The sequence below is a fragment of the Halomarina halobia genome (genome assembly GCF_029338575.1).
GTDB classification, from domain to species: domain Archaea; phylum Halobacteriota; class Halobacteria; order Halobacteriales; family Haloarculaceae; genus Halomarina; species Halomarina halobia.
Genome location: NZ_CP119992.1, coordinates 1,082,413 through 1,099,058, shown reverse-complemented (window position 1 = coordinate 1,099,058; position 16,646 = coordinate 1,082,413). Strand labels below are relative to the sequence as shown.

Genomic DNA, 16,646 nt, shown 5'->3' with positions numbered 1-16,646 from the left:
AGAAGGAGTGAATCGCGATCGGGTGCCGGGTATCGACCGACGGGCGACATCGTCGGATCGGGGACCGTACGGTACGACTCTGGACCCGGGCGGCGGGCGATACACTTGACGCCCCGAATCCGAGCCTTGATGGGTCCTCCGGGGGAATATCGGGTGATGGGAAACGCAGCGTTGCGACAGCTCGCGGTCATCGAGGACGTCCCCCTCTCCGCCCTCGCCGGGAGCGTCGTCGCCGTGGACGCGCACAACTGGCTCTACCGCTATCTGACGACGACGGTGCGGTTCACGTCGGCCGGAGCGTACACGACGGCGGCGGGCGAGGAGGTGGCGAACCTCATCGGCGTGGTCCAGGGGCTCCCGAAGCTCCTCGAACACGACGTGACGCCGGTGTTCGTCTTCGACGGCGGCGTCTCCGACCTGAAGGAGGCGGAGATCGCGGATCGGCGCGACCAGCGCGAGCGCTACGAGGAGCAGCTGGAGGAGGCCCGCGAGGCGGGCGACGCGATCGAGATCTCGACGCTCGAATCGCGCACCCAGCGCCTCACGCCCCTGATCCAGGAGACGACCCGAGAGCTCCTCAGGCTCCTCGACGTGCCGATCGTCGAGGCCCCCGCCGAGGGCGAGGCGCAGGCGGCGCACATGGCCCGGAAGGGGCGGGTCGACTACGTGGGAAGCGAGGACTACGACGCCCTGCTGCTCGGCGCGCCCCGGACCCTCAGACAGCTGACGAGCTCGGGCGACCCCGAGCTGATGGACTTCGAGGCGACGCTTTCGAGACACGACCTCACCTGGGAGCAGCTCGTCGACGTGGGCATCCTCTGTGGGACTGACTTCAACGAGGGCGTCCCCGGCATCGGCCCGAAGACGGCGGTCGAACTCGTCCGCGAGCACGGCGACCTCTGGGCGGTCTTCGAGGCGCGAGACGTCTACGTCGAGCACGCCGACCTGATCCGCGAACTCTTCCTGAACCCGACGGTCACCGACGACTACGACTTCGAGACGGCGCTCTCGCCGGACGTCGACGCCGCCCGCGTCTACGTCTGCGAGGAGTGGGAGGTCCCGGAGAGCGAGGTCGAGCGCGGCTTCGAGCGCATCGAGGAGTCGGTCGCCCAGACGGGGCTCGACGACTGGCTCTGAACCGGCGTCAGTCTTCGCCGCCGACTGTCTCCCTCCCGGGTGACTCTCCCGTCGCGGTCGTTCACTCGTCGCTGTCGTTCACCGTACGTGTCATACGAACGAACGAAATACTCGGGCGTTGTACAACCCGGGGCCCATGACGGCAGTAAAAGTCATCAAGGTACTCGGCACGTCGAACGAATCGTGGGAGGACGCCGCTCAGGAGGCGGTCAGACAGGCGAGCGAGACCATACACGACATCTCGGGCGTCGAGGTCGAAGACTGGACGGCGTCCGTCGAGGACGGGGAGATCGTCGAGTACAAGACCACGGTGGAGATCGCCTTCCCGGTCAAGGCACAGCAACGCGGTCAGAAGTCCGGCGGTCGGAGCGTCATCCAGCGCCTTCGACCCATGTCGCGCTGATAGGGAGTATCGTAGCCAGCCGGAGGCACAGTGAGCCTCGGCTGGCCGAGGGGATCGATGCTCACGGTGCGAATCGATGGAGTACTACGATACTCCATATGAGCCCTCGCGCTTTTTACCCGTCGCGGTTCGAGGTGGGGGTATGACCCCCGAAGACGTAGAGCGGCTCATCGAGGCGGGCGTCGAGGACGCCGACGCCACCGTCACGCGACCGCGCGACCCGGACGACGACACGCACCTGGCGGCGGTCGTCGTCTCGCCCGCCTTCGAGGGCAAGCCGCTCGTCCAGCAACACCAGCTCGTCTACGACGCGCTCGGCGATCACATGACGCGGGACATCCACGCGCTCGAACTCAGGACGTACACGCCCGAGGAGTACGAGGCGCGATAACGGTCCGGCCCGCTGACGAACCGAAACCGAAGCGGTCGAACTGAAAGGGTGATTCGGACGGATTCGGGCCGGATCCGATCCGGAGCGGTCAGTCGAGTCGGGCCTCCGCGGCCGTCATCCGCGAGAGGTCGCGGTTGCGGAGGGTCTCGCCGGTCGCCCCGTCGAAGATGTGGATCACGTCCTCCGGGATGCGGGCCACCACGGTCGTGCCGCGCTCGATCAGGCGCATCCCGCCCACGACCGCCACGAACGTCTCACTCCCGTCGGGGAACGTCAGGTAGACGTTGTTCTCGTCGCCCATCGGTTCGACCACGTCCACCGTCGTCACGAAGTCGTGCTCGCCGCTCGCGGTGCCGACGATCTCGACGTCCTCGGGGCGCACCCCGAGGGTGAGGTCGGTGGCCCCGTCGAGCGCCCGAACCGTCTCCTCGGAGAGGGAGTACTCGAAGCCGTCGCCGCGGAGGGTGTCGCCCTCGCGCTCGACGGCGAAGAAGTTCATCGACGGCTCGCCGATGAATCCCGCGACGAACTCGTTTCGGGGCTCGTGGTAGCACTCGAGCGGCGTGCCGACCTGCATCAGCTCCCCCTCGTTGAGGATGGCGATGCGGTCGCCCATCGTCATCGCCTCCGTCTGGTCGTGCGTGACGTAGACGGTGGTGACGCCCAGTTCCTCCTGGAGGCGCTGGAGTTCGGTGCGCATCTCGGCGCGGAGCTTCGCGTCCAGGTTGGAGAGCGGTTCGTCCATCAGGAACACGGAGGGATCGCGGACGATCGCCCGGCCGAGCGCGACGCGCTGCTGCTGGCCGCCGGAGAGTTCGCCCGGTTTGCGGTCGAGCAGCGGTTCGATGCTCAGCATCGCCGCCGTCTCCTCGACCCGCTCGTCGATCTCGTCGTCGGGGAGGTCGGTCGACTCCTCCAGCCCGAAGCGCATGTTCTCCCGGACGGTCATGTGCGGGTAGAGCGCGTACGACTGGAACACCATCGCGATGTCGCGATCCTGCGGTTTCACGTCGTTGACTGGTCGGTCGGCGAGGCGGATCTCGCCGCCCGTGATCGACTCCAGCCCGGCGATCATCCTGAGCGTGGTGGACTTCCCGCAGCCGGAGGGACCGACGAGGACGAGGAACTCCCCGTCCTCGATGTCCATCGAGAGGTCGTCGACGGCGACGATGTCGCCGTCCCCGCTCCGGAACACCTTCGTGAGTCTGTCGAGCGCCAGGTCAGCCATCGTCGTACCTCGTTGTGTGCGTACGTGTCATTGTGGTTCTCACGTCGATACCCCCTTCGCGAACTCGTCTCCGAACAGCAGGTAGACGACGAGCGTCGGGATGGCGGCGACGAACGCGCCGGCCATCCGCAGGGCGAAGTCGAGCCCCTCGAGCGCCTCGCCGAGCCCCGAGAGCACGAGGACGACGGGGGCGGCCGGGCTGCTCGAACTCGAGACGAGGATGAGCGCGAACAGCAGGTCGTTCCATATCTGCGTGAACTGGTAGATGAGCGTCACGGCGAACATCGGCGTCGACAGCGGCAGGACGATGCGCCGGTAGATGCGCGCGAAGCTCGCCCCGTCGAGCCGCGCCGACTCGATGATGTCGTCGGCCATCCCCTTGTAGTACGACCGGAACAGCAGCGTACAGATCGGGATCCCGTACGCGGTGTGGGTGACGACGAGCTCCACGAGGTCGGCGTAGGCGGGCGAGACCATCGGGACCTGCCAGACGGGCGCGAGCCACTGTTCGAGCGGCGCGTAGATGGCCCAGAACCGCGAGAGCGGCACCAGCACCGCCTGGTAGGGGATGAAGATCCCCGCGATGAACAGGAAGAGGAAGGGGAGCTTCCCGCGCCACTCGATCTGCGTCAGGCCGTACGCCGCGAGGCTCCCCAGCGTCGCCGAGAGGATGGTCGCGGGGATCGCGAACACCAGGCTGTTCACGATCCCGCCGAGGAGCACGGCGATGGCCGTCTCCCACTTCGAGAGCGTGAAGCCGCTCGGCCCCGGCGGCGCGTACGGGGCGGTGCCCGCGATGGCCGGTCCGGTCTTGAACGCCGTCATCAGCCCGGCCTCGATCGGCGCGAGGAAGTACATGACGAACAGCGCCAGCACGAGATACAGCGCGAGACGAGTGAGCGTCACCTCGCCGTACAGGTAGCGGGCCTTCAGCCGCGCGGTCAGTGACGACGCGTCCCCGCTCATAGCTGCCCCCGCTTGTACTCGTAGTGCAGGTACGGCGTGATCACGCCGAGTGCCATGACGAACAGGAGGATGGCGATGGCCGAGCCGTAGGCCCAGTTCTGGTTCGAGAACGCCTCGCGGACCATCTTCGTCGCGAGGATGTCCGCGCCGTTCGGCGGTCGGTAGTTCGCCACCAGCGAGTAGAGGAAGTCGAACGCCTTCAGCGCGAACACCATCAGCACGACCGACGCGCTGACCATCGCGCCCTTCAACTGCGGGATGACGACCCGCCAGTACATCCGGACGGTGCTCGCGCCGTCGACGCGGGCGGCCTCGTAGTGGTCGTCCGGGATCGCGCGCAGCGCGGCGAGATAGACCACCATCGTGTAGCCGCTGAACTGCCAGACGAGCGCGAGGACGACGGCCCACAGCACCAGGTCGGGGTTACCGATCCAGTTGTACCGCCCCAGCCCGATCGCCGTCGTCAACCGGTTGACGATCCCGTTGTCGTAGTTGTACATCCACAGCCAGAACTGCGCGGTCACGACGAACGAGAGGCTCATCGGGAGCAGGTAGATCGTGCGGAGCGTGTTCTCGAACCGGACGCTCCGGTCGAGGAGGATCGCGAGCAGCAGCCCCAGGACGAGACAGACGGCGGTGAACGCGATCATCAGGACGAGGGTGTTCTTCGCCGCGTCGATGACTGCCGGATCGGTGAACGCCCGCGCGTACATCTCGAAGTCGAGGTTCGAGTAGTCGGCGGGTACGAACCCCTCGTAGTCGGTCAGCGAGATGAGGAAGTTCCACCCGATGGCCCCGTAGACGAAGAAGCCCATCAGGAGAAACGGCGGCAGCCAGAACGGGAGCGACTCGACGAAGTCCTCGCCGAACCGCCGGGCGAGGAAGCCGCGGTCCTCGCCGGACGTGACCGTCCCGCCGTCGGTCCGCGCGGCGTCCGCGCCGTCCCCCGTCAGTCGCCCGATAATCCGTCGAATGCTACGCATGGAGGGTGGTTACTCGGCGACCTTCTCGAGCATGCCCTGCGTCGCCGCGTCGACGTTGTACGGGCCGGTGAACTCGCTCGAGATGACGTCCTTCAGGTTCGTGAGCGTCTCGGGCGCGACGGCCAGCCCGTGTGCGAGGGTGGGCGGCTTGTTGGAGACGCTCCCGAAGTCCTCGATGGTCTCCGTGAGGTACGGATCGAACTGCTCGGTGTCCACGTCGGTCCGGGTCGGAATCGACCCCTTTCGGCTGTTGAACGCCACCTGCGCCTCCGCCCCGCCGACGTACTCCATGAACGTCTTGACGCCCTCGGGCGAGGGATTGTTACCCGGGTAGATGAACGAGTCGATGTGGAGGGTGTACATGTCCTCCGTGCCGGGGAACGGCACCCAGCCCCAGTCCTCGCCGTACGTCAGGTCGTTGCCCCGGTACGCGCCGGCAACCCAGTTGCCCTGGTGGATGAACGCGGCCTTGCCCTCCATGATCATCTGGTTGGCGGTGGTGAAGCCGATCGACGAGGCGTCCTCGTTGATGTAGTTCGCGAGGATCTCCTTCGTCGTCTCGAACGCCGACCTGACGGCGGCCTCGTCGCCCTCCCCCCTGATGTAGTCCATGTACGGCTGGTAGCCCTCCTTCCCGAGCATCACGACGGCCCACAGCTGGAGCGTGGTCCACGCGGCCTTCATGCCGTGGGCCATCGGGACCGCGTCGGTGTTCTGCGCGACGGCGTCCATCGCCTCGATGAGGTCCCGGGGGGACTTCAGCGACGCCGGGTCCACGCCGGCCTCCTCGACGACCTCGACGTTGTAGAAGAGGTTGTTGAGCCGGTGGGAGCCGATAGGCATGGCCGCCTTCTTGTCGTTGAACGTGCAGGCGCTGACCGCCTCCTCGACGTGCGCGTCCGCGAGACTCCCCTCCCAGACGTCCGAGAGGTCGCCGAGCACGCCCTCGTACTGGATGAGGTTCTTGCCCGGCCACCCGGCGAAGGCGCCCGGCGGGTTCTGGTTGCCGAGTCGCTTCGCGACCACGGTGTTCAGGTTCTCGTTGCCGCCGCCGCCGATCGGTTCGAACGTGATCTCGACGTCGGGGTGGGCCTCCCTGAAGCCGCCGAGGAGCGCCTCCGCGGCGTCCTTGCCGTCGCCGCCCGTCCACCCGTGGAGGACGTCGAAGGACCCGCCGGAGCCGCCGCCGGAGCCGTTTCCACCGCCGCTCCCACCGCCCCCGCCGAGACAACCGGCGAGGCCGGCGACGCCTGCCGCCGCCGTTCCCTTCAGTACGGTGCGCCGCGAGAGTCGACCTGCTACGTCATCCCTTGCCATTATATTACCCCCTGTGAAGGTTACGCGGAAAATACGGGAGCACGAACTTAACGCTTTCCAGTGTTAACTGGGGAGCGAGTAAATCTTTATCTACCTATAATAAGGAGAAGAATGAAAGACGCGATTAGACGCGGATGACCTGCAGCAGGGAGTAGACCGGCACGCCCTCGACCTCGTCGACGCCGCGCTTGTCGGCGAGGATGGCGCAGGCGACGGGGTTGCCGCCGCGTTCGCGGACGGCCTCGATCGTCTCGGTCAGGGTCGTCCCGCTGGTGACGGTGTCGTCGATGACGTAACAGTCGCGCCCCTCGACGTCCGCGAAGTTCCGGGAGAAGCTCCCGCCGAGGTCCTCGATGTCGCCCTCCTCCCACTGGTGCTTGCGCGGCGTGTACGTCGCGAGGTCGGTCTCGAGGTCGCTGGCGACGGCCGTCGCCAGCGGGACGCCCGCCTTCTCGATGCCCACCGTGACCTCGGCGGGGCCGTTCGCGTCGACCAGCAGGTCGGCGAGCGCCGAACCGACGTGGCCGAGGCGGCCGGAGTCCGCGCCGACGGCGCTCCAGTCGACGTGGATGTCGTCCGGTTCCCGGCGGGACGCGCCGGCGCTGGTGCCGGCGGTGGCCGCGTCGCCGCGCTCGACCAGCCAGCGGGCGGTCTCGCGCGAGACGTTCAGTTCGTCCGCTATTTCGCCCTTCGAGAGCCCTCGTTCGGCGAGCGTTGCTGCGTTCTGGATGAGGTCGTCTACGTTCTTCATAGTGTGTCGAACTCGAGTGCCGCCTTTATCACGGTGTCGTCGTCCCGGAAGGCCCGGTCGTAGTCCTCGACCCCGACGACGTCGGTGACGAGCGACTCCAGGACCCACTCGGGGAGCCCTGCGAGGGTCTCGACGGCGGCCTCGAAGTGGTCGCGGTTGGAGTTGACGCTCCCGACCAGCGCCCTGTTGTGGAGGACGAGTTCGCGGTGGAGCGCGCCGCCGTCGACTTCGAACGTCCAGTCGCCGGGAACCCCGAGGAGCGCCCCGACGCCGTTGGGCGCGAGCGCCGCGACGGTCTCCGTGGCGTGTCTCGCGTAGCCCGTCGCCTCGTAGACGAGGTCCATCGGCTCGTGGACGTCGGGGATCTCCGGTACCGGCGTCTCCCGCGAGTCGACGTACGTCGCGCCCAGATCCTCGACGAGGTCGATGGTCGGATCGGGGCGGTCCCGACGGCCGAGGCAGTACGTCCGCTCGACGCGCTCGCCGAGCATCGCGAGGGTGAGCAGGCCGAGCGAGCCGTTGCCGAGCACGAGCGCGCTCTCCGGCTCCCAGGCGAACGCCGACCGGCTCGCGTAGGCGTGTTCGAGCGCCTTCTCGGTGATACTGATCGGCTCGACGAGAAAGCCCCACTCGGCGAGGTCGCGCGGAAGCCGGACGAGGAACTCCGGCGCGCTGACGAAGTACTCGCTCATGAAGCCGTGCGCGCCGACGATGCCCCGCTCGACGTACGCACCCTCCGGGGCCATGTCCGGCTCTCCGCGCTCGAAGTACTCGTTAGTTCCGCTCGGCGGCCGGCGAACCGTCGGCGCGACGACGGTCCCCTCGGCGAGGTCGGTCCCGTTCGCGTCCGCGACGACGCCGACCGCCTCGTGACCGAGGACGAGGTGGTCCTCGCCGGCCGGGGGGCCGCCGTGCTCGCCCGCGACGACCTCGCGGTCGGTACCGTCGACGCCGACGCGCAGCGTGCGAACGAGCACCTCGCCGCCAGCGGGCACCGGCCGCGGTCGCTCGCGCAGTTCGGGGCCCGTCCCCCCTCGGGTGCTGACTACGGACCGCATTCGGCGTCCCTCATTGATAAATACTTATTCTGATCTGAGTTAAAACTTTTTCTCTACGCGCCGAGGGCGTTCGCCCCGTCCGACACCGATTCGGACCCGACCTGTTACGTCGATGGCGTGCGATGATCGACCGATGGCAGATCGAACTCACGCGGACGACACCGTGGATCCGCTCTCCCTCCACGGCGTCGTCCCGCCGACGGTGACCGCCTTCGCGGAGGACGAATCGCTCGACGCAGAGACCTCGGCCGCCCACGCCCGCTTCGTCGTCGACGGGGGCGCGCACGCCGTCTTCCCGCTCGGGACGAACGGGGAGTTCGCGCTACTGACCCCCGACGAGCGCGAGGCGGTGATCGCCGCCGTCGTGGACGAGGTCGGCGGTGACGTGCCGGTCATCGCCGGGGTCGGCGCGCCGAGCACGTACGAGACGGTGCGCCACGCCGAGCGCGCCGCGGACGCGGGCGCGGACGGCCTCGTCGTCGTCACGCCCTACTACTACCCGATCGACGACGCGGGCGCGGTCCAGCACTACCGCCGGGTCGCCGAGGCCGTCGAGGAACCCATCTACGTCTACCACATCCCGAGCAAGACGGGCAACACGCTCTCGCGCTCGGCGGTCGCGGACATCGCCGCCGTCCCCGGCGTCGCGGGGCTGAAGGACTCGAGCAAGGACGTCCCGTGGCTCGGACAGGTCATCGCCGACACGCCCGACCTCACCTACCTCGCGGGGTCCGACTCGCTGCTCCTCCCCGGGCTCGACCTCGGGTGCGCCGGGGCGGTCAGCGCCGTCGCAAACGCCTTCCCCGAACTCGTCTGCGACCTCTACGCCGCCTACGTCGACGGCGACCGCGAGACCGCGCGCGACCTCCAGTACACCGTCTACCGGGTCCGCGACGCGATCAAGCGCGGGCCGTACATGGCTGGCGTGAAGGCCGCCCTCGACCTGCGCGGGTTCGACGCCGGTCCGCTCCGCAGCCCGCTCCGCTCGATGAACGAGACCGACCGCGCGGCGCTCGAGCGGGACCTTCGCGAACTCGACCTGCTGTAGGGCGAGCGCGGAGCGTCGCGCATCCATCGTATCAAACTAATAAACATTTATTAATAATCGCAATAAATTATATTAACAGTAACCTGAGTAAACGTTGGGTGGAATGGCGTACCCATACAGCCCGCTGGTCGCGTTTCTCGTCGGCATCGCCGCCGTCGTCCTCCTGCTCGTGTACCTGGACCTCCCGGCGTTTCTCGGGCTCGTCATCGCGACGTTGATCGTCGGGTTCGTGACGCCCGCCGTCGCCCTGGCGGAGATCCCCGCGAAGCTCGCGGAGGCCTTCGGGGAGAACATGGCCGGAATCGGGATCCCGATCCTGATGGCGGCCGTCATCGGAAAGTCGATGCTGGACAGCGGTGCGGCCGAACGGATCGTCCGCGGCGCCACCTCGGTGACGGGCCGGGACAACGCCGACCTCGCGCTCTGGGGGAGCAGTTCGTTCCTCGCGATCCCCGTCTTCTTCGACAACGTCTTCTACCTGATGGCCCCCCTCGCGCGGTCCATGCGGGCGCGGGTCGGCGACAACTACGCCCTCTATCTCGTCGTCGTGGGGGCGGGCGCGGCGACCACGCACGTGTTCGTCCCGCCGACGCCCGGTCCGCTGGCCGTCGCCGCCGAAGTCGCCCCGGGGAGCCTGGGGATGGTCATCCTGATCGGCCTGACCGTCGCCGTCCCCTCGGCGCTCGTCGCCGGCCTCGTCTACGGTCGGTGGATCAACCGCCGGATCACCATCCCGCTGCGCGAGGCGATGGACACGTCCCGGGACGACATCGAGGAGATCACCGGTCGCGCTCGCGACCAGCTCCCGGGGGCCTTCGAGGCGGCACTCCCCGTGGTCCTCGCGGTGGTCCTCGTCGCGTCGAACACGGTCGCGACGACGTTCCTCGGCGATTCGTACGTCCTCGGGCCGATCGACCTCGTCGCAATCACGGGGTTTCTCGGCGATCCCAACTTCGCGCTCACGGCCGCGGCGCTCGCGGCTGCGGTGACGTACCGTCGGTGGGGTACCTTCGACGACGAGGGCTGGACCGATCAGCTGACCGAGGCGCTGAAGAGCGGCGGTCACATCGCGGCCATCACCGCCGCGGGCGGCGCGTTCGGCGCGATGCTCGCGGCCGCGGGCATCGGCGATTTCATCGCGAACGCGCTCGCCGACGTCGGCCTCGGCCTGCTCGTCACCGCGTGGCTCATCGCCGCGATGGTGCGCGTCGCGCAGGGCTCCGCGACCGTCGCCATGCTCACGACCGCCGGGATCGTCGCGCCGCTCGTCGGGAGCCTCGCGGTCCACCCGGCGTACCTCGTCATGGCGATCGGGGCGGGCGGGAACATCGCCTCGTGGTACAACGACAGCGGGTTCTGGCTGGTGAAGGAGATCGGCGGCCTCACGCAACTGGAGACGCTCAAGACGTGGACCGTCCTGACGACGATCATCTCGGTGACGGGGCTCGCGGTCGTCCTCGTCATGTCGCGCGTCGTCCCGCTCGCCTGAGCGAGAGCCTCAAACTTTTACTGACGGGCGAGTGAAATCCAGCCATGGCCAGGGACTACACCTCGCTTCACGACCCGAACGCGGAGTACACGATGCGCGACCTCTCGCGGGAGTCGATGGGGCTCTCGAACGACCGCGGTGCGCGCGACGTCGAGATCACGGACATTCAGACGGCGATGGTCGACGGGAACTTCCCGTGGACGCTCGTGCGCGTCTACACCGACGCGGGCGTCGTCGGCACCGGCGAGGCCTACTGGGGCGCGGGCGTCCCCGAGCTCATCGAGCGGATGACGCCGTTCGTCGTCGGCGAGAACCCCCTCGACATCGACCGGCTCTACGAGCACCTCGTCCAGAAGATGTCCGGCGAGGGGTCGATTCAGGGCGTCACCGTGACCGCCATCTCGGGCATCGAGATCGCGCTGCACGACCTCGCCGGGAAGCTCCTCGACGTGCCCGCCTACCAGTTGCTCGGCGGGAAGTACCGCGACTCCGTGCGCGTCTACTGCGACTGTCACACCGAGGAGGAGGCCGACCCCGAGGCCTGCGCCGACGAGGCCGAGCGCGTCGTCGAGGACCTCGGCTACGACGCGCTGAAGTTCGACCTCGACGTGCCGAGCGGCTTCGAGAAGGACCGCGCGAACCGCCACCTCCGCCCCGGCGAGATCCGCCACAAGGCCGAGATCGTCGAGCACGTCACGGAGCGCGTGCGGGACCGCGCCGACGTGGCGTTCGACTGCCACTGGACGTTCAGCGCCAACAGCGCGGAGCGGCTGGCCCGCGCCATCGAGGACTTCGACGTGTGGTGGCTCGAGGACCCTGTGCCGCCGGAGAACCACGACGTGCAGCGACAGGTCACCCACGGGACGACGACCCCGATCACCGCCGGCGAGAACGTCTACCGCAAGCACGGCCACCGCCGCCTGCTCGAGGAGCAGGCCGTCGACATCATCGCGCCGGACCTGCCGAAGGTCGGCGGCATGCGCGAGACGCGGAAGATCGCCGACATGGCGGACACCTACTACGTTCCGGTCGCCATGCACAACGTCTCCTCACCGATCGCCACGATGGCGAGCGCGCAGGTCGGCGCGGCCATCTCCAACGCGCTCGCGGTGGAGTACCACTCCTACGAACTCGGCTGGTGGGACGACCTCGTCGAGGAGACGGTCATCGAGGACGGGTACGTCGAGATCCCCGAGCGGCCGGGCCTCGGCCTGACGCTCGACCTCGACGTCGTCGAGGAACACCTCGTCGAGGGCGAGGAGCTGTTCGACTGAGCGGAGCGAAGTCGAGCCAGCGAATCTTCGATTCGCCCTGTTCGACTGAGCGGACCGGGATCGGCGCGCCCTCAGCGATCGACGTCGCGGCCGTCGTCGGCGAGGAACGCCGCTAGCTCGTCCCGCGTCGGGAGCCCCTCGATGTCGCCGGTGACCTGCGTCGCCAGCGCGCCGACCGCGTTCGCCCGCTCGGCCGCCTCGACGGGCGGGCGTCCGTCGAGGCGGCCCGACAGGTAGCCCGCGGCGAACCCGTCACCCGCGCCGATCGGGTCCACGACCCGCTCCACGGACACGGCCGGAACGCGCTCGGCGACGCCCTCCGCCGCCACGAACGCCCCGTCCTCGCCGAGCTTCACGACCACCTCGCTCGCCCCCCGCTCGCGGAACTCGTCGGCGATCTCCCGGGGGTCGTCGGTCCCGAGGAGCACCTCCCCCTCGTCGAGCCCCGGGAGGACGACGTCGGCCGCGGCCGCGAGCGGGAGGAGCGTCTCGCGCATCTCCGACTCAGACCACAGCGAGAACCGGAGGTTGGGGTCGAACGAGACGCGCACCCCGAGGTCGGTGCACCGCTCGACGAGGTCGGTACAGAGGTCCCGACAGGTGTCGGAGAGTGCCGGGGTGATGCCCGTCAGGTGGAGGTACGACGCGCCGGCGAGCGCCTCGTCGGGGACGTCGCCGGGTTCGAGCCGGCTCGCGGCCGACCCGTGGCGGTAGTAGAGGACGCCGCCCTCGCCGGTCGCGCGCCGCTCCTTGAACATGAGGCCGGTCGGCGCGTCGGGGTCGAACCGGACCGACCGCGTGTCGACGCCCGCCCCGCGGATGGTGTCGCGGACGTAGCGGCCGTGGGGGTCGTCGCCGAGGCGGCTCACCCACGCCGCGGCGTGATCCAGCCGCGCGAGACCGATAGCGACATTACTCTCCGCGCCGCCGATGCGCTTGCCGAACGAGGAGACGTACTGGAGCGGGCCCGTCTCCTTCGGGTTCATGAGGACCATCGTCTCGCCGACTGTCACTACCGCGGGGTCGTGCGATGTCATAGTACTGTATTCCGAACGACGTACTACTCAGTGTGGGGTAAATATTTTGCCTTCGGGAGCACACTCACGCGGCATGGGATCGGACGACCTCCGACGACGGATGGAGTCGATGGGGGAGCGGTTCAACTTCGGGGAGTACGAGATCGAGGCCTACCTCGCGGTGCTCGACCACGGGGAGATGACCGCGAGCGACATCGCGGACAGGACGAGCATTCCGCAGCCGCGCGTCTACGACACGGTGCGCAAGCTGAGCGATCGCGGGATGGTGGAGCTTCGGGAGTCGCGGCCGATGCGCGTCGTCGCGCTCGACCCCGGCGAGGTGTTCCCCCAGGTGCGCACCTCCTTCGAGGCGATGGTCGAGGAGCTCACCGACCGCTACACGGCCCCGACGCGCGAGACGGAGGCCGTCTCGCTCGTGAAGTCTCGCCCGAGCATCCTCCGGTACCTCGAGGCGGTGATCGAGAGCGCGGAGTACGAACTCACGTGCTCGCTCACGCCCGACCTGCTGGAGCGCTTCGAGGATCGGCTCGAGGCCGCCGTCGAGGCCGACGTGACCGTCGAACTGCTGGTCACCCCCGCCGCGAACGCACCGTCCCCCGAGGAGTACGACTACGCCGCCGTCTCGACCGTCGCGCGGGCGCGCCGCGGGCTCACCACGCCGGTGATGGCCGTGGCCGACGGGCAACGGTCCGTCTACGCCACGCAGGACGCGCTCGACGGCGGCTCGGAACGCTACGGCGTCATCTTCAACCGCTCGTCGCTCGGATTCCTCGTCTCCGGCTTCTTCAGCACCGTCCTCTGGACGACGGCCGACACGCTCCTCGATCACGTCGCGGGCCGGTCGTTCCCGAGACAGTACGCATCGATCCGCCGCTGTCTGAAGGACCTGGGCGACGAACCGGGGACGTTCTACGCCCGGATCCGCGGGCGCGACGTCGTGACCGGCGAGCGCCGCACCGCCGTCGGCCGCATCGCGGAGGTGACGCTGGAACCGACCGCCGAACTCGCCACGCTCACGCTCGCCACCGACGACGGCGAGGTGACCGTCGGGGGGCGCGTCGCCGCCCTCGAGGACATGGAGGCCCACGAGATCGTCGTCGACACGGAGCCCCTGTCATGAACCGCTACGACCTCCTCTACGAACTGTACGACGAGTTCGACGCGAAGACGCTGCTCGAGTACCAGAACTTCGTGGACGTGTTCCCGGCCGTCGGGTCGCGCGTCGCGCTGGAACACTGGCGTCGCGCCAGCGACGAACTCGAGCGCAGGAAGGACGCCGTCCGCTCGGCCTTCCCCGCGGGCGAGACGCTCGCCTCCGTCGCCGCCCACGCCACGCGCGACGAGGCGTTCACCGCACTCGATCTCCTCGCCACGTACGACCGCGCGGTGAACGTGCTCGTGCTCGACGTGGACGAGACGCTGCGATCCGCCGGGCAGACCGACAACGAGATCCCCCGCGACACGCTCCACCTCCTGACCGAACTCCACGAGGAGGGGATGCCGATCGTCATCTGCACCGGCCAGACGCTGGAGAACGTGAAGGGGTTCATCACGCAGGGACTCGGCAACGAACTCGTCCACTCGGGGTCGCTGAGCATCGTCTACGAGGCCGGAAACGGCGTCTTCACGCCCGGTCACGGCGCGGACACGAAGCGCCTGCTCTATGAGGACCTCGATGACACCGTGCGCGGCGTGTTCGACGAGGTCCGCGCGCGGGTCGTCCCGGACGCCCCGGAGGACATCCGTCGGGGCTGTCACCTGCAGGGCAACGAGTTCAACGTCACGCTCAAGCCCAACCACCAGACCGGCAGCCGCGAGGCCGTCGAGGTCATCGACCACGCGCTGTGCTACCTCCTCGATCTCGTCGGCGAGGCGGCCCCCGGGGGCGACCCCGAGGCGGCGCGGGCGTTCTACGCCGCCGCCGACCCCGAGATCCGCGAGGTGCTCGAACGCCGCGGCGGCGTCCCCGACCTCGACGCGGCCGACGTCACGGACGAGACGCGCGACCTCTTAGAGCGCGTCGACGTCGCCTACTACGAGGGCGACGCCGCCGAGGTGGGCAGCCTCGAACTCGACAAGGTTGCGGGCGTCGAGGCCGCCCTCGAGGTGCTCGGCGTCGACGACCCCTTCGCGCTCGTGATGGGCGACTCGAAGAGCGACCTCCGCGTGATGGAGTGGGTGGAGGCGAACGACTGCGGCATCGCCGCCGCGCCCGAGCACGCCTCGGAGGTCGTCCTCGAACACGTCCTCTCGACGGACGAACTCGTCTTCGACCGCAACGACGCGACGTCCATGCTGCGGGTCGTCTACGCGCTCGATCGGCTGGCGGGGCTGTCGTAGGCGGCGCGTCTTTATCAAACGACCGCACACGGGGCATCCGTACCCCCTAACTGCTCTCGACGGCGCGTCTCGATGTCCGTCACCGATTTACGTTCGTGTTGCGAGCGCCCGATCTGGACACCAGTCATAAATCTCACGCGAATTAGGCGAGAAAACCCACGACTTCAGTCGTGGGATGAATCGCCGCACACCGTTCAAACGCGGTCGAGACTGCCCACCGAACGCTCGGTGCCGATGCGGACGACGACGAGATCGGCGCGTTCGTGATCACGAACGACTGGATCATCTTTACCGGCGACGACGACTTCGAACGCGACCTCCCGTTCGGTGTCATCCTCTATCACCAGGAGGTCCTCTCCCCACCTGGTGTCGTTCTCGACGCGATCGAACTGATAGCCCCCACGCCGACCACGGCGAGATCCTCGAATACGTCCCCGGGCAGTGGGTCTGAGCGCACTCACGGCGTAACTCCGTCGTTCACGTTCAGCTCTCGGGCTTCGAGGCCGGTTGGCTGTTGACCCGTTCGCGTGGGACCCCGACCGCACTACTCCCACCCGAGCGCGCCGGGGAGGTCGCCGAACCCCCCGCCGTCGTACCGGTGCGCGGTCCACCCGGCGTTCCGCGCCCCCGTCACGTCGGCGTCGTCGTCCCCGACCATCGCGTACTCGTCGGCCGGTAGCCGCTCCTCCGCGAGCCGGAACGGGGCCGCGTCGGGCTTGTGCGCGCCCGCCTCGTAGGAGGCGACGAACGCGTCGAAGTACCCGAAGAGCCCGTGGGCCCGCAGCATGTGCTCCTGCCACTCCCTGACGCCGGTGAGGACGCCCAGCCCGTACTCCGCAGAGAGCCGCGCGAGCGTCGCCTCGGCGTCCGCCGGCGGCCGGGACAGTTCGACCTCGCGCGCCAGCAGCGCGTCCGCGAACTCGTCGGGGTCAGAGCGTCCGCCGATCTCCGCGAACGCCCCCCGGATCGGATCCGGCTCGCAGGCGTCGAAGCGAGCGAAGAACGCCCCGCCGTAGGCGTCGATCGCCTCCTCGAGGAGGTCCCCATCGATCGCGGCGACGGCGCTCCGGAGGACGTCGCCGTCGTCGCGATCGAGATGAAGCAGCGTCCCGTCGAGGTCGAAGAAGATCGCCTTCACGCCGCGGCGTTTCGACGGGACGGAGAAAGGTGTTGTCCTCCGGGCGGGGGAGAGATCGCTCCCGGGGCGGCCCGCCCCGGTTCGAC

The 16,646-nt window shown here is 68.6% G+C and carries 17 protein-coding genes; 8 read left to right on the top strand and 9 right to left on the bottom strand.

Going from position 1 to position 16,646, the window contains the following annotated elements:
• Nucleotides 1-156: 156 nt before the first annotated feature.
• The 3 genes from fen (at nucleotide 157) to P1K31_RS05885 (ending at nucleotide 1,931) form a co-directional block, all read left to right on the top strand.
• Nucleotides 157-1,137, top strand: a complete 981-nt coding sequence (gene fen, locus P1K31_RS05895; RefSeq protein ID WP_276305359.1) for a flap endonuclease-1 — start codon at nucleotides 157-159, stop codon at nucleotides 1,135-1,137.
• Between the two features lie 136 nt (nucleotides 1,138-1,273).
• Complete coding sequence (locus P1K31_RS05890) at nucleotides 1,274-1,540, top strand: dodecin family protein (RefSeq protein ID WP_276305358.1); 267 nt, start codon at nucleotides 1,274-1,276, stop codon at nucleotides 1,538-1,540.
• Nucleotides 1,541-1,682: 142 nt separating this feature from the next.
• Nucleotides 1,683-1,931, top strand: a complete 249-nt coding sequence (locus tag P1K31_RS05885) for a BolA family protein (RefSeq protein WP_276305357.1) — start codon at nucleotides 1,683-1,685, stop codon at nucleotides 1,929-1,931.
• Nucleotides 1,932-2,019: 88 nt separating this feature from the next.
• Here P1K31_RS05885 and P1K31_RS05880 read toward each other — a convergent pair whose 3' ends face one another.
• The 6 genes from P1K31_RS05880 to P1K31_RS05855 form a co-directional block, all read right to left on the bottom strand.
• Nucleotides 2,020-3,159, bottom strand: a complete 1,140-nt coding sequence (locus P1K31_RS05880; protein ID WP_276305356.1) for an ABC transporter ATP-binding protein — start codon at nucleotides 3,157-3,159, stop codon at nucleotides 2,020-2,022.
• Between the two features lie 39 nt (nucleotides 3,160-3,198).
• Nucleotides 3,199-4,125: a carbohydrate ABC transporter permease gene (locus P1K31_RS05875; protein WP_276305355.1), complete on the bottom strand. Its 927-nt coding sequence runs from the start codon at nucleotides 4,123-4,125 to the stop codon at nucleotides 3,199-3,201.
• On the bottom strand, nucleotides 4,122-5,108 hold the full coding sequence (locus P1K31_RS05870) for a carbohydrate ABC transporter permease (RefSeq protein ID WP_276305354.1): 987 nt from the start codon (nucleotides 5,106-5,108) through the stop codon (nucleotides 4,122-4,124). Before P1K31_RS05870 ends, P1K31_RS05875 begins: the two co-directional genes overlap by 4 nt.
• Before the next feature lie 9 nt (nucleotides 5,109-5,117).
• Nucleotides 5,118-6,425 (bottom strand): ABC transporter substrate-binding protein, encoded by a 1,308-nt coding sequence (locus tag P1K31_RS05865; RefSeq protein ID WP_276305353.1) that lies wholly within the window; start codon nucleotides 6,423-6,425, stop codon nucleotides 5,118-5,120.
• A 124-nt stretch (nucleotides 6,426-6,549) separates the two neighbouring features.
• On the bottom strand, nucleotides 6,550-7,176 hold the full coding sequence (gfcR, locus tag P1K31_RS05860; RefSeq protein WP_276305352.1) for a transcriptional regulator GfcR: 627 nt from the start codon (nucleotides 7,174-7,176) through the stop codon (nucleotides 6,550-6,552).
• On the bottom strand, nucleotides 7,173-8,234 hold the full coding sequence (locus tag P1K31_RS05855; RefSeq protein ID WP_276305351.1) for a glucose 1-dehydrogenase: 1,062 nt from the start codon (nucleotides 8,232-8,234) through the stop codon (nucleotides 7,173-7,175). Before P1K31_RS05855 ends, gfcR begins: the two co-directional genes overlap by 4 nt.
• A gap of 133 nt (nucleotides 8,235-8,367) precedes the next feature.
• Here P1K31_RS05855 and P1K31_RS05850 point away from each other — a divergent pair, with 133 nt between their 5' ends.
• The 3 genes from P1K31_RS05850 to P1K31_RS05840 all read left to right on the top strand — a co-directional run bounded on the left by P1K31_RS05850 (nucleotide 8,368) and on the right by P1K31_RS05840 (nucleotide 12,045).
• Nucleotides 8,368-9,282, top strand: coding sequence for a dihydrodipicolinate synthase family protein (locus P1K31_RS05850; protein WP_276305350.1), 915 nt, complete (start codon nucleotides 8,368-8,370; stop codon nucleotides 9,280-9,282).
• Nucleotides 9,283-9,385: 103 nt separating this feature from the next.
• Complete coding sequence (locus tag P1K31_RS05845; protein ID WP_276305348.1) at nucleotides 9,386-10,771, top strand: GntP family permease; 1,386 nt, start codon at nucleotides 9,386-9,388, stop codon at nucleotides 10,769-10,771.
• A gap of 44 nt (nucleotides 10,772-10,815) precedes the next feature.
• Entirely contained in the window at nucleotides 10,816-12,045 is a 1,230-nt protein-coding gene (locus P1K31_RS05840; RefSeq protein ID WP_276305347.1) for a mandelate racemase/muconate lactonizing enzyme family protein, read from the top strand.
• A 71-nt stretch (nucleotides 12,046-12,116) separates the two neighbouring features.
• Here P1K31_RS05840 and P1K31_RS05835 read toward each other — a convergent pair whose 3' ends face one another.
• The gene (locus P1K31_RS05835) at nucleotides 12,117-13,082 is read right to left on the bottom strand and encodes a sugar kinase (protein ID WP_276305346.1); all 966 of its coding nucleotides are present in this window, start codon (nucleotides 13,080-13,082) and stop codon (nucleotides 12,117-12,119) included.
• Between the two features lie 73 nt (nucleotides 13,083-13,155).
• On the opposite strand from P1K31_RS05835, the gene trmB reads away from it, so the two are divergent.
• Both trmB and P1K31_RS05825 read left to right on the top strand, forming a co-directional pair.
• Entirely contained in the window at nucleotides 13,156-14,202 is a 1,047-nt protein-coding gene (trmB, locus tag P1K31_RS05830; RefSeq protein WP_276305345.1) for an HTH-type sugar sensing transcriptional regulator TrmB, read from the top strand.
• The gene (locus tag P1K31_RS05825) at nucleotides 14,199-15,422 is read left to right on the top strand and encodes an HAD hydrolase family protein (RefSeq protein WP_276305344.1); all 1,224 of its coding nucleotides are present in this window, start codon (nucleotides 14,199-14,201) and stop codon (nucleotides 15,420-15,422) included. The genes trmB and P1K31_RS05825 overlap by 4 nt, the downstream gene beginning before the upstream one ends.
• A gap of 194 nt (nucleotides 15,423-15,616) precedes the next feature.
• Here P1K31_RS05825 and P1K31_RS05820 read toward each other — a convergent pair whose 3' ends face one another.
• Both P1K31_RS05820 and P1K31_RS05815 read right to left on the bottom strand, forming a co-directional pair.
• On the bottom strand, nucleotides 15,617-15,883 hold the full coding sequence (locus P1K31_RS05820; protein WP_276305343.1) for a hypothetical protein: 267 nt from the start codon (nucleotides 15,881-15,883) through the stop codon (nucleotides 15,617-15,619).
• Nucleotides 15,884-15,966: 83 nt separating this feature from the next.
• The gene (locus P1K31_RS05815) at nucleotides 15,967-16,560 is read right to left on the bottom strand and encodes an HAD family hydrolase (RefSeq protein WP_276305342.1); all 594 of its coding nucleotides are present in this window, start codon (nucleotides 16,558-16,560) and stop codon (nucleotides 15,967-15,969) included.
• Nucleotides 16,561-16,646: the final 86 nt, after the last annotated feature.

Bases quoted from the DNA above. Each gene is read 5' to 3' on its own strand.
- fen (WP_276305359.1), top strand. From the start codon at position 157: ATGGGAAACGCAGCGTTGCGACAGCTCGCGGTCATCGAGGACGTCCCC.
- P1K31_RS05890 (WP_276305358.1), top strand. From the start codon at position 1,274: ATGACGGCAGTAAAAGTCATCAAGGTACTCGGCACGTCGAACGAATCG.
- P1K31_RS05885 (WP_276305357.1), top strand. From the start codon at position 1,683: ATGACCCCCGAAGACGTAGAGCGGCTCATCGAGGCGGGCGTCGAGGAC.
- P1K31_RS05880 (WP_276305356.1), bottom strand. From the start codon at position 3,159: ATGGCTGACCTGGCGCTCGACAGACTCACGAAGGTGTTCCGGAGCGGG.
- P1K31_RS05875 (WP_276305355.1), bottom strand. From the start codon at position 4,125: ATGAGCGGGGACGCGTCGTCACTGACCGCGCGGCTGAAGGCCCGCTAC.
- P1K31_RS05870 (WP_276305354.1), bottom strand. From the start codon at position 5,108: ATGCGTAGCATTCGACGGATTATCGGGCGACTGACGGGGGACGGCGCG.
- P1K31_RS05865 (WP_276305353.1), bottom strand. From the start codon at position 6,425: ATGGCAAGGGATGACGTAGCAGGTCGACTCTCGCGGCGCACCGTACTG.
- gfcR (WP_276305352.1), bottom strand. From the start codon at position 7,176: ATGAAGAACGTAGACGACCTCATCCAGAACGCAGCAACGCTCGCCGAA.
- P1K31_RS05855 (WP_276305351.1), bottom strand. From the start codon at position 8,234: ATGCGGTCCGTAGTCAGCACCCGAGGGGGGACGGGCCCCGAACTGCGC.
- P1K31_RS05850 (WP_276305350.1), top strand. From the start codon at position 8,368: ATGGCAGATCGAACTCACGCGGACGACACCGTGGATCCGCTCTCCCTC.
- P1K31_RS05845 (WP_276305348.1), top strand. From the start codon at position 9,386: ATGGCGTACCCATACAGCCCGCTGGTCGCGTTTCTCGTCGGCATCGCC.
- P1K31_RS05840 (WP_276305347.1), top strand. From the start codon at position 10,816: ATGGCCAGGGACTACACCTCGCTTCACGACCCGAACGCGGAGTACACG.
- P1K31_RS05835 (WP_276305346.1), bottom strand. From the start codon at position 13,082: ATGACATCGCACGACCCCGCGGTAGTGACAGTCGGCGAGACGATGGTC.
- trmB (WP_276305345.1), top strand. From the start codon at position 13,156: ATGGGATCGGACGACCTCCGACGACGGATGGAGTCGATGGGGGAGCGG.
- P1K31_RS05825 (WP_276305344.1), top strand. From the start codon at position 14,199: ATGAACCGCTACGACCTCCTCTACGAACTGTACGACGAGTTCGACGCG.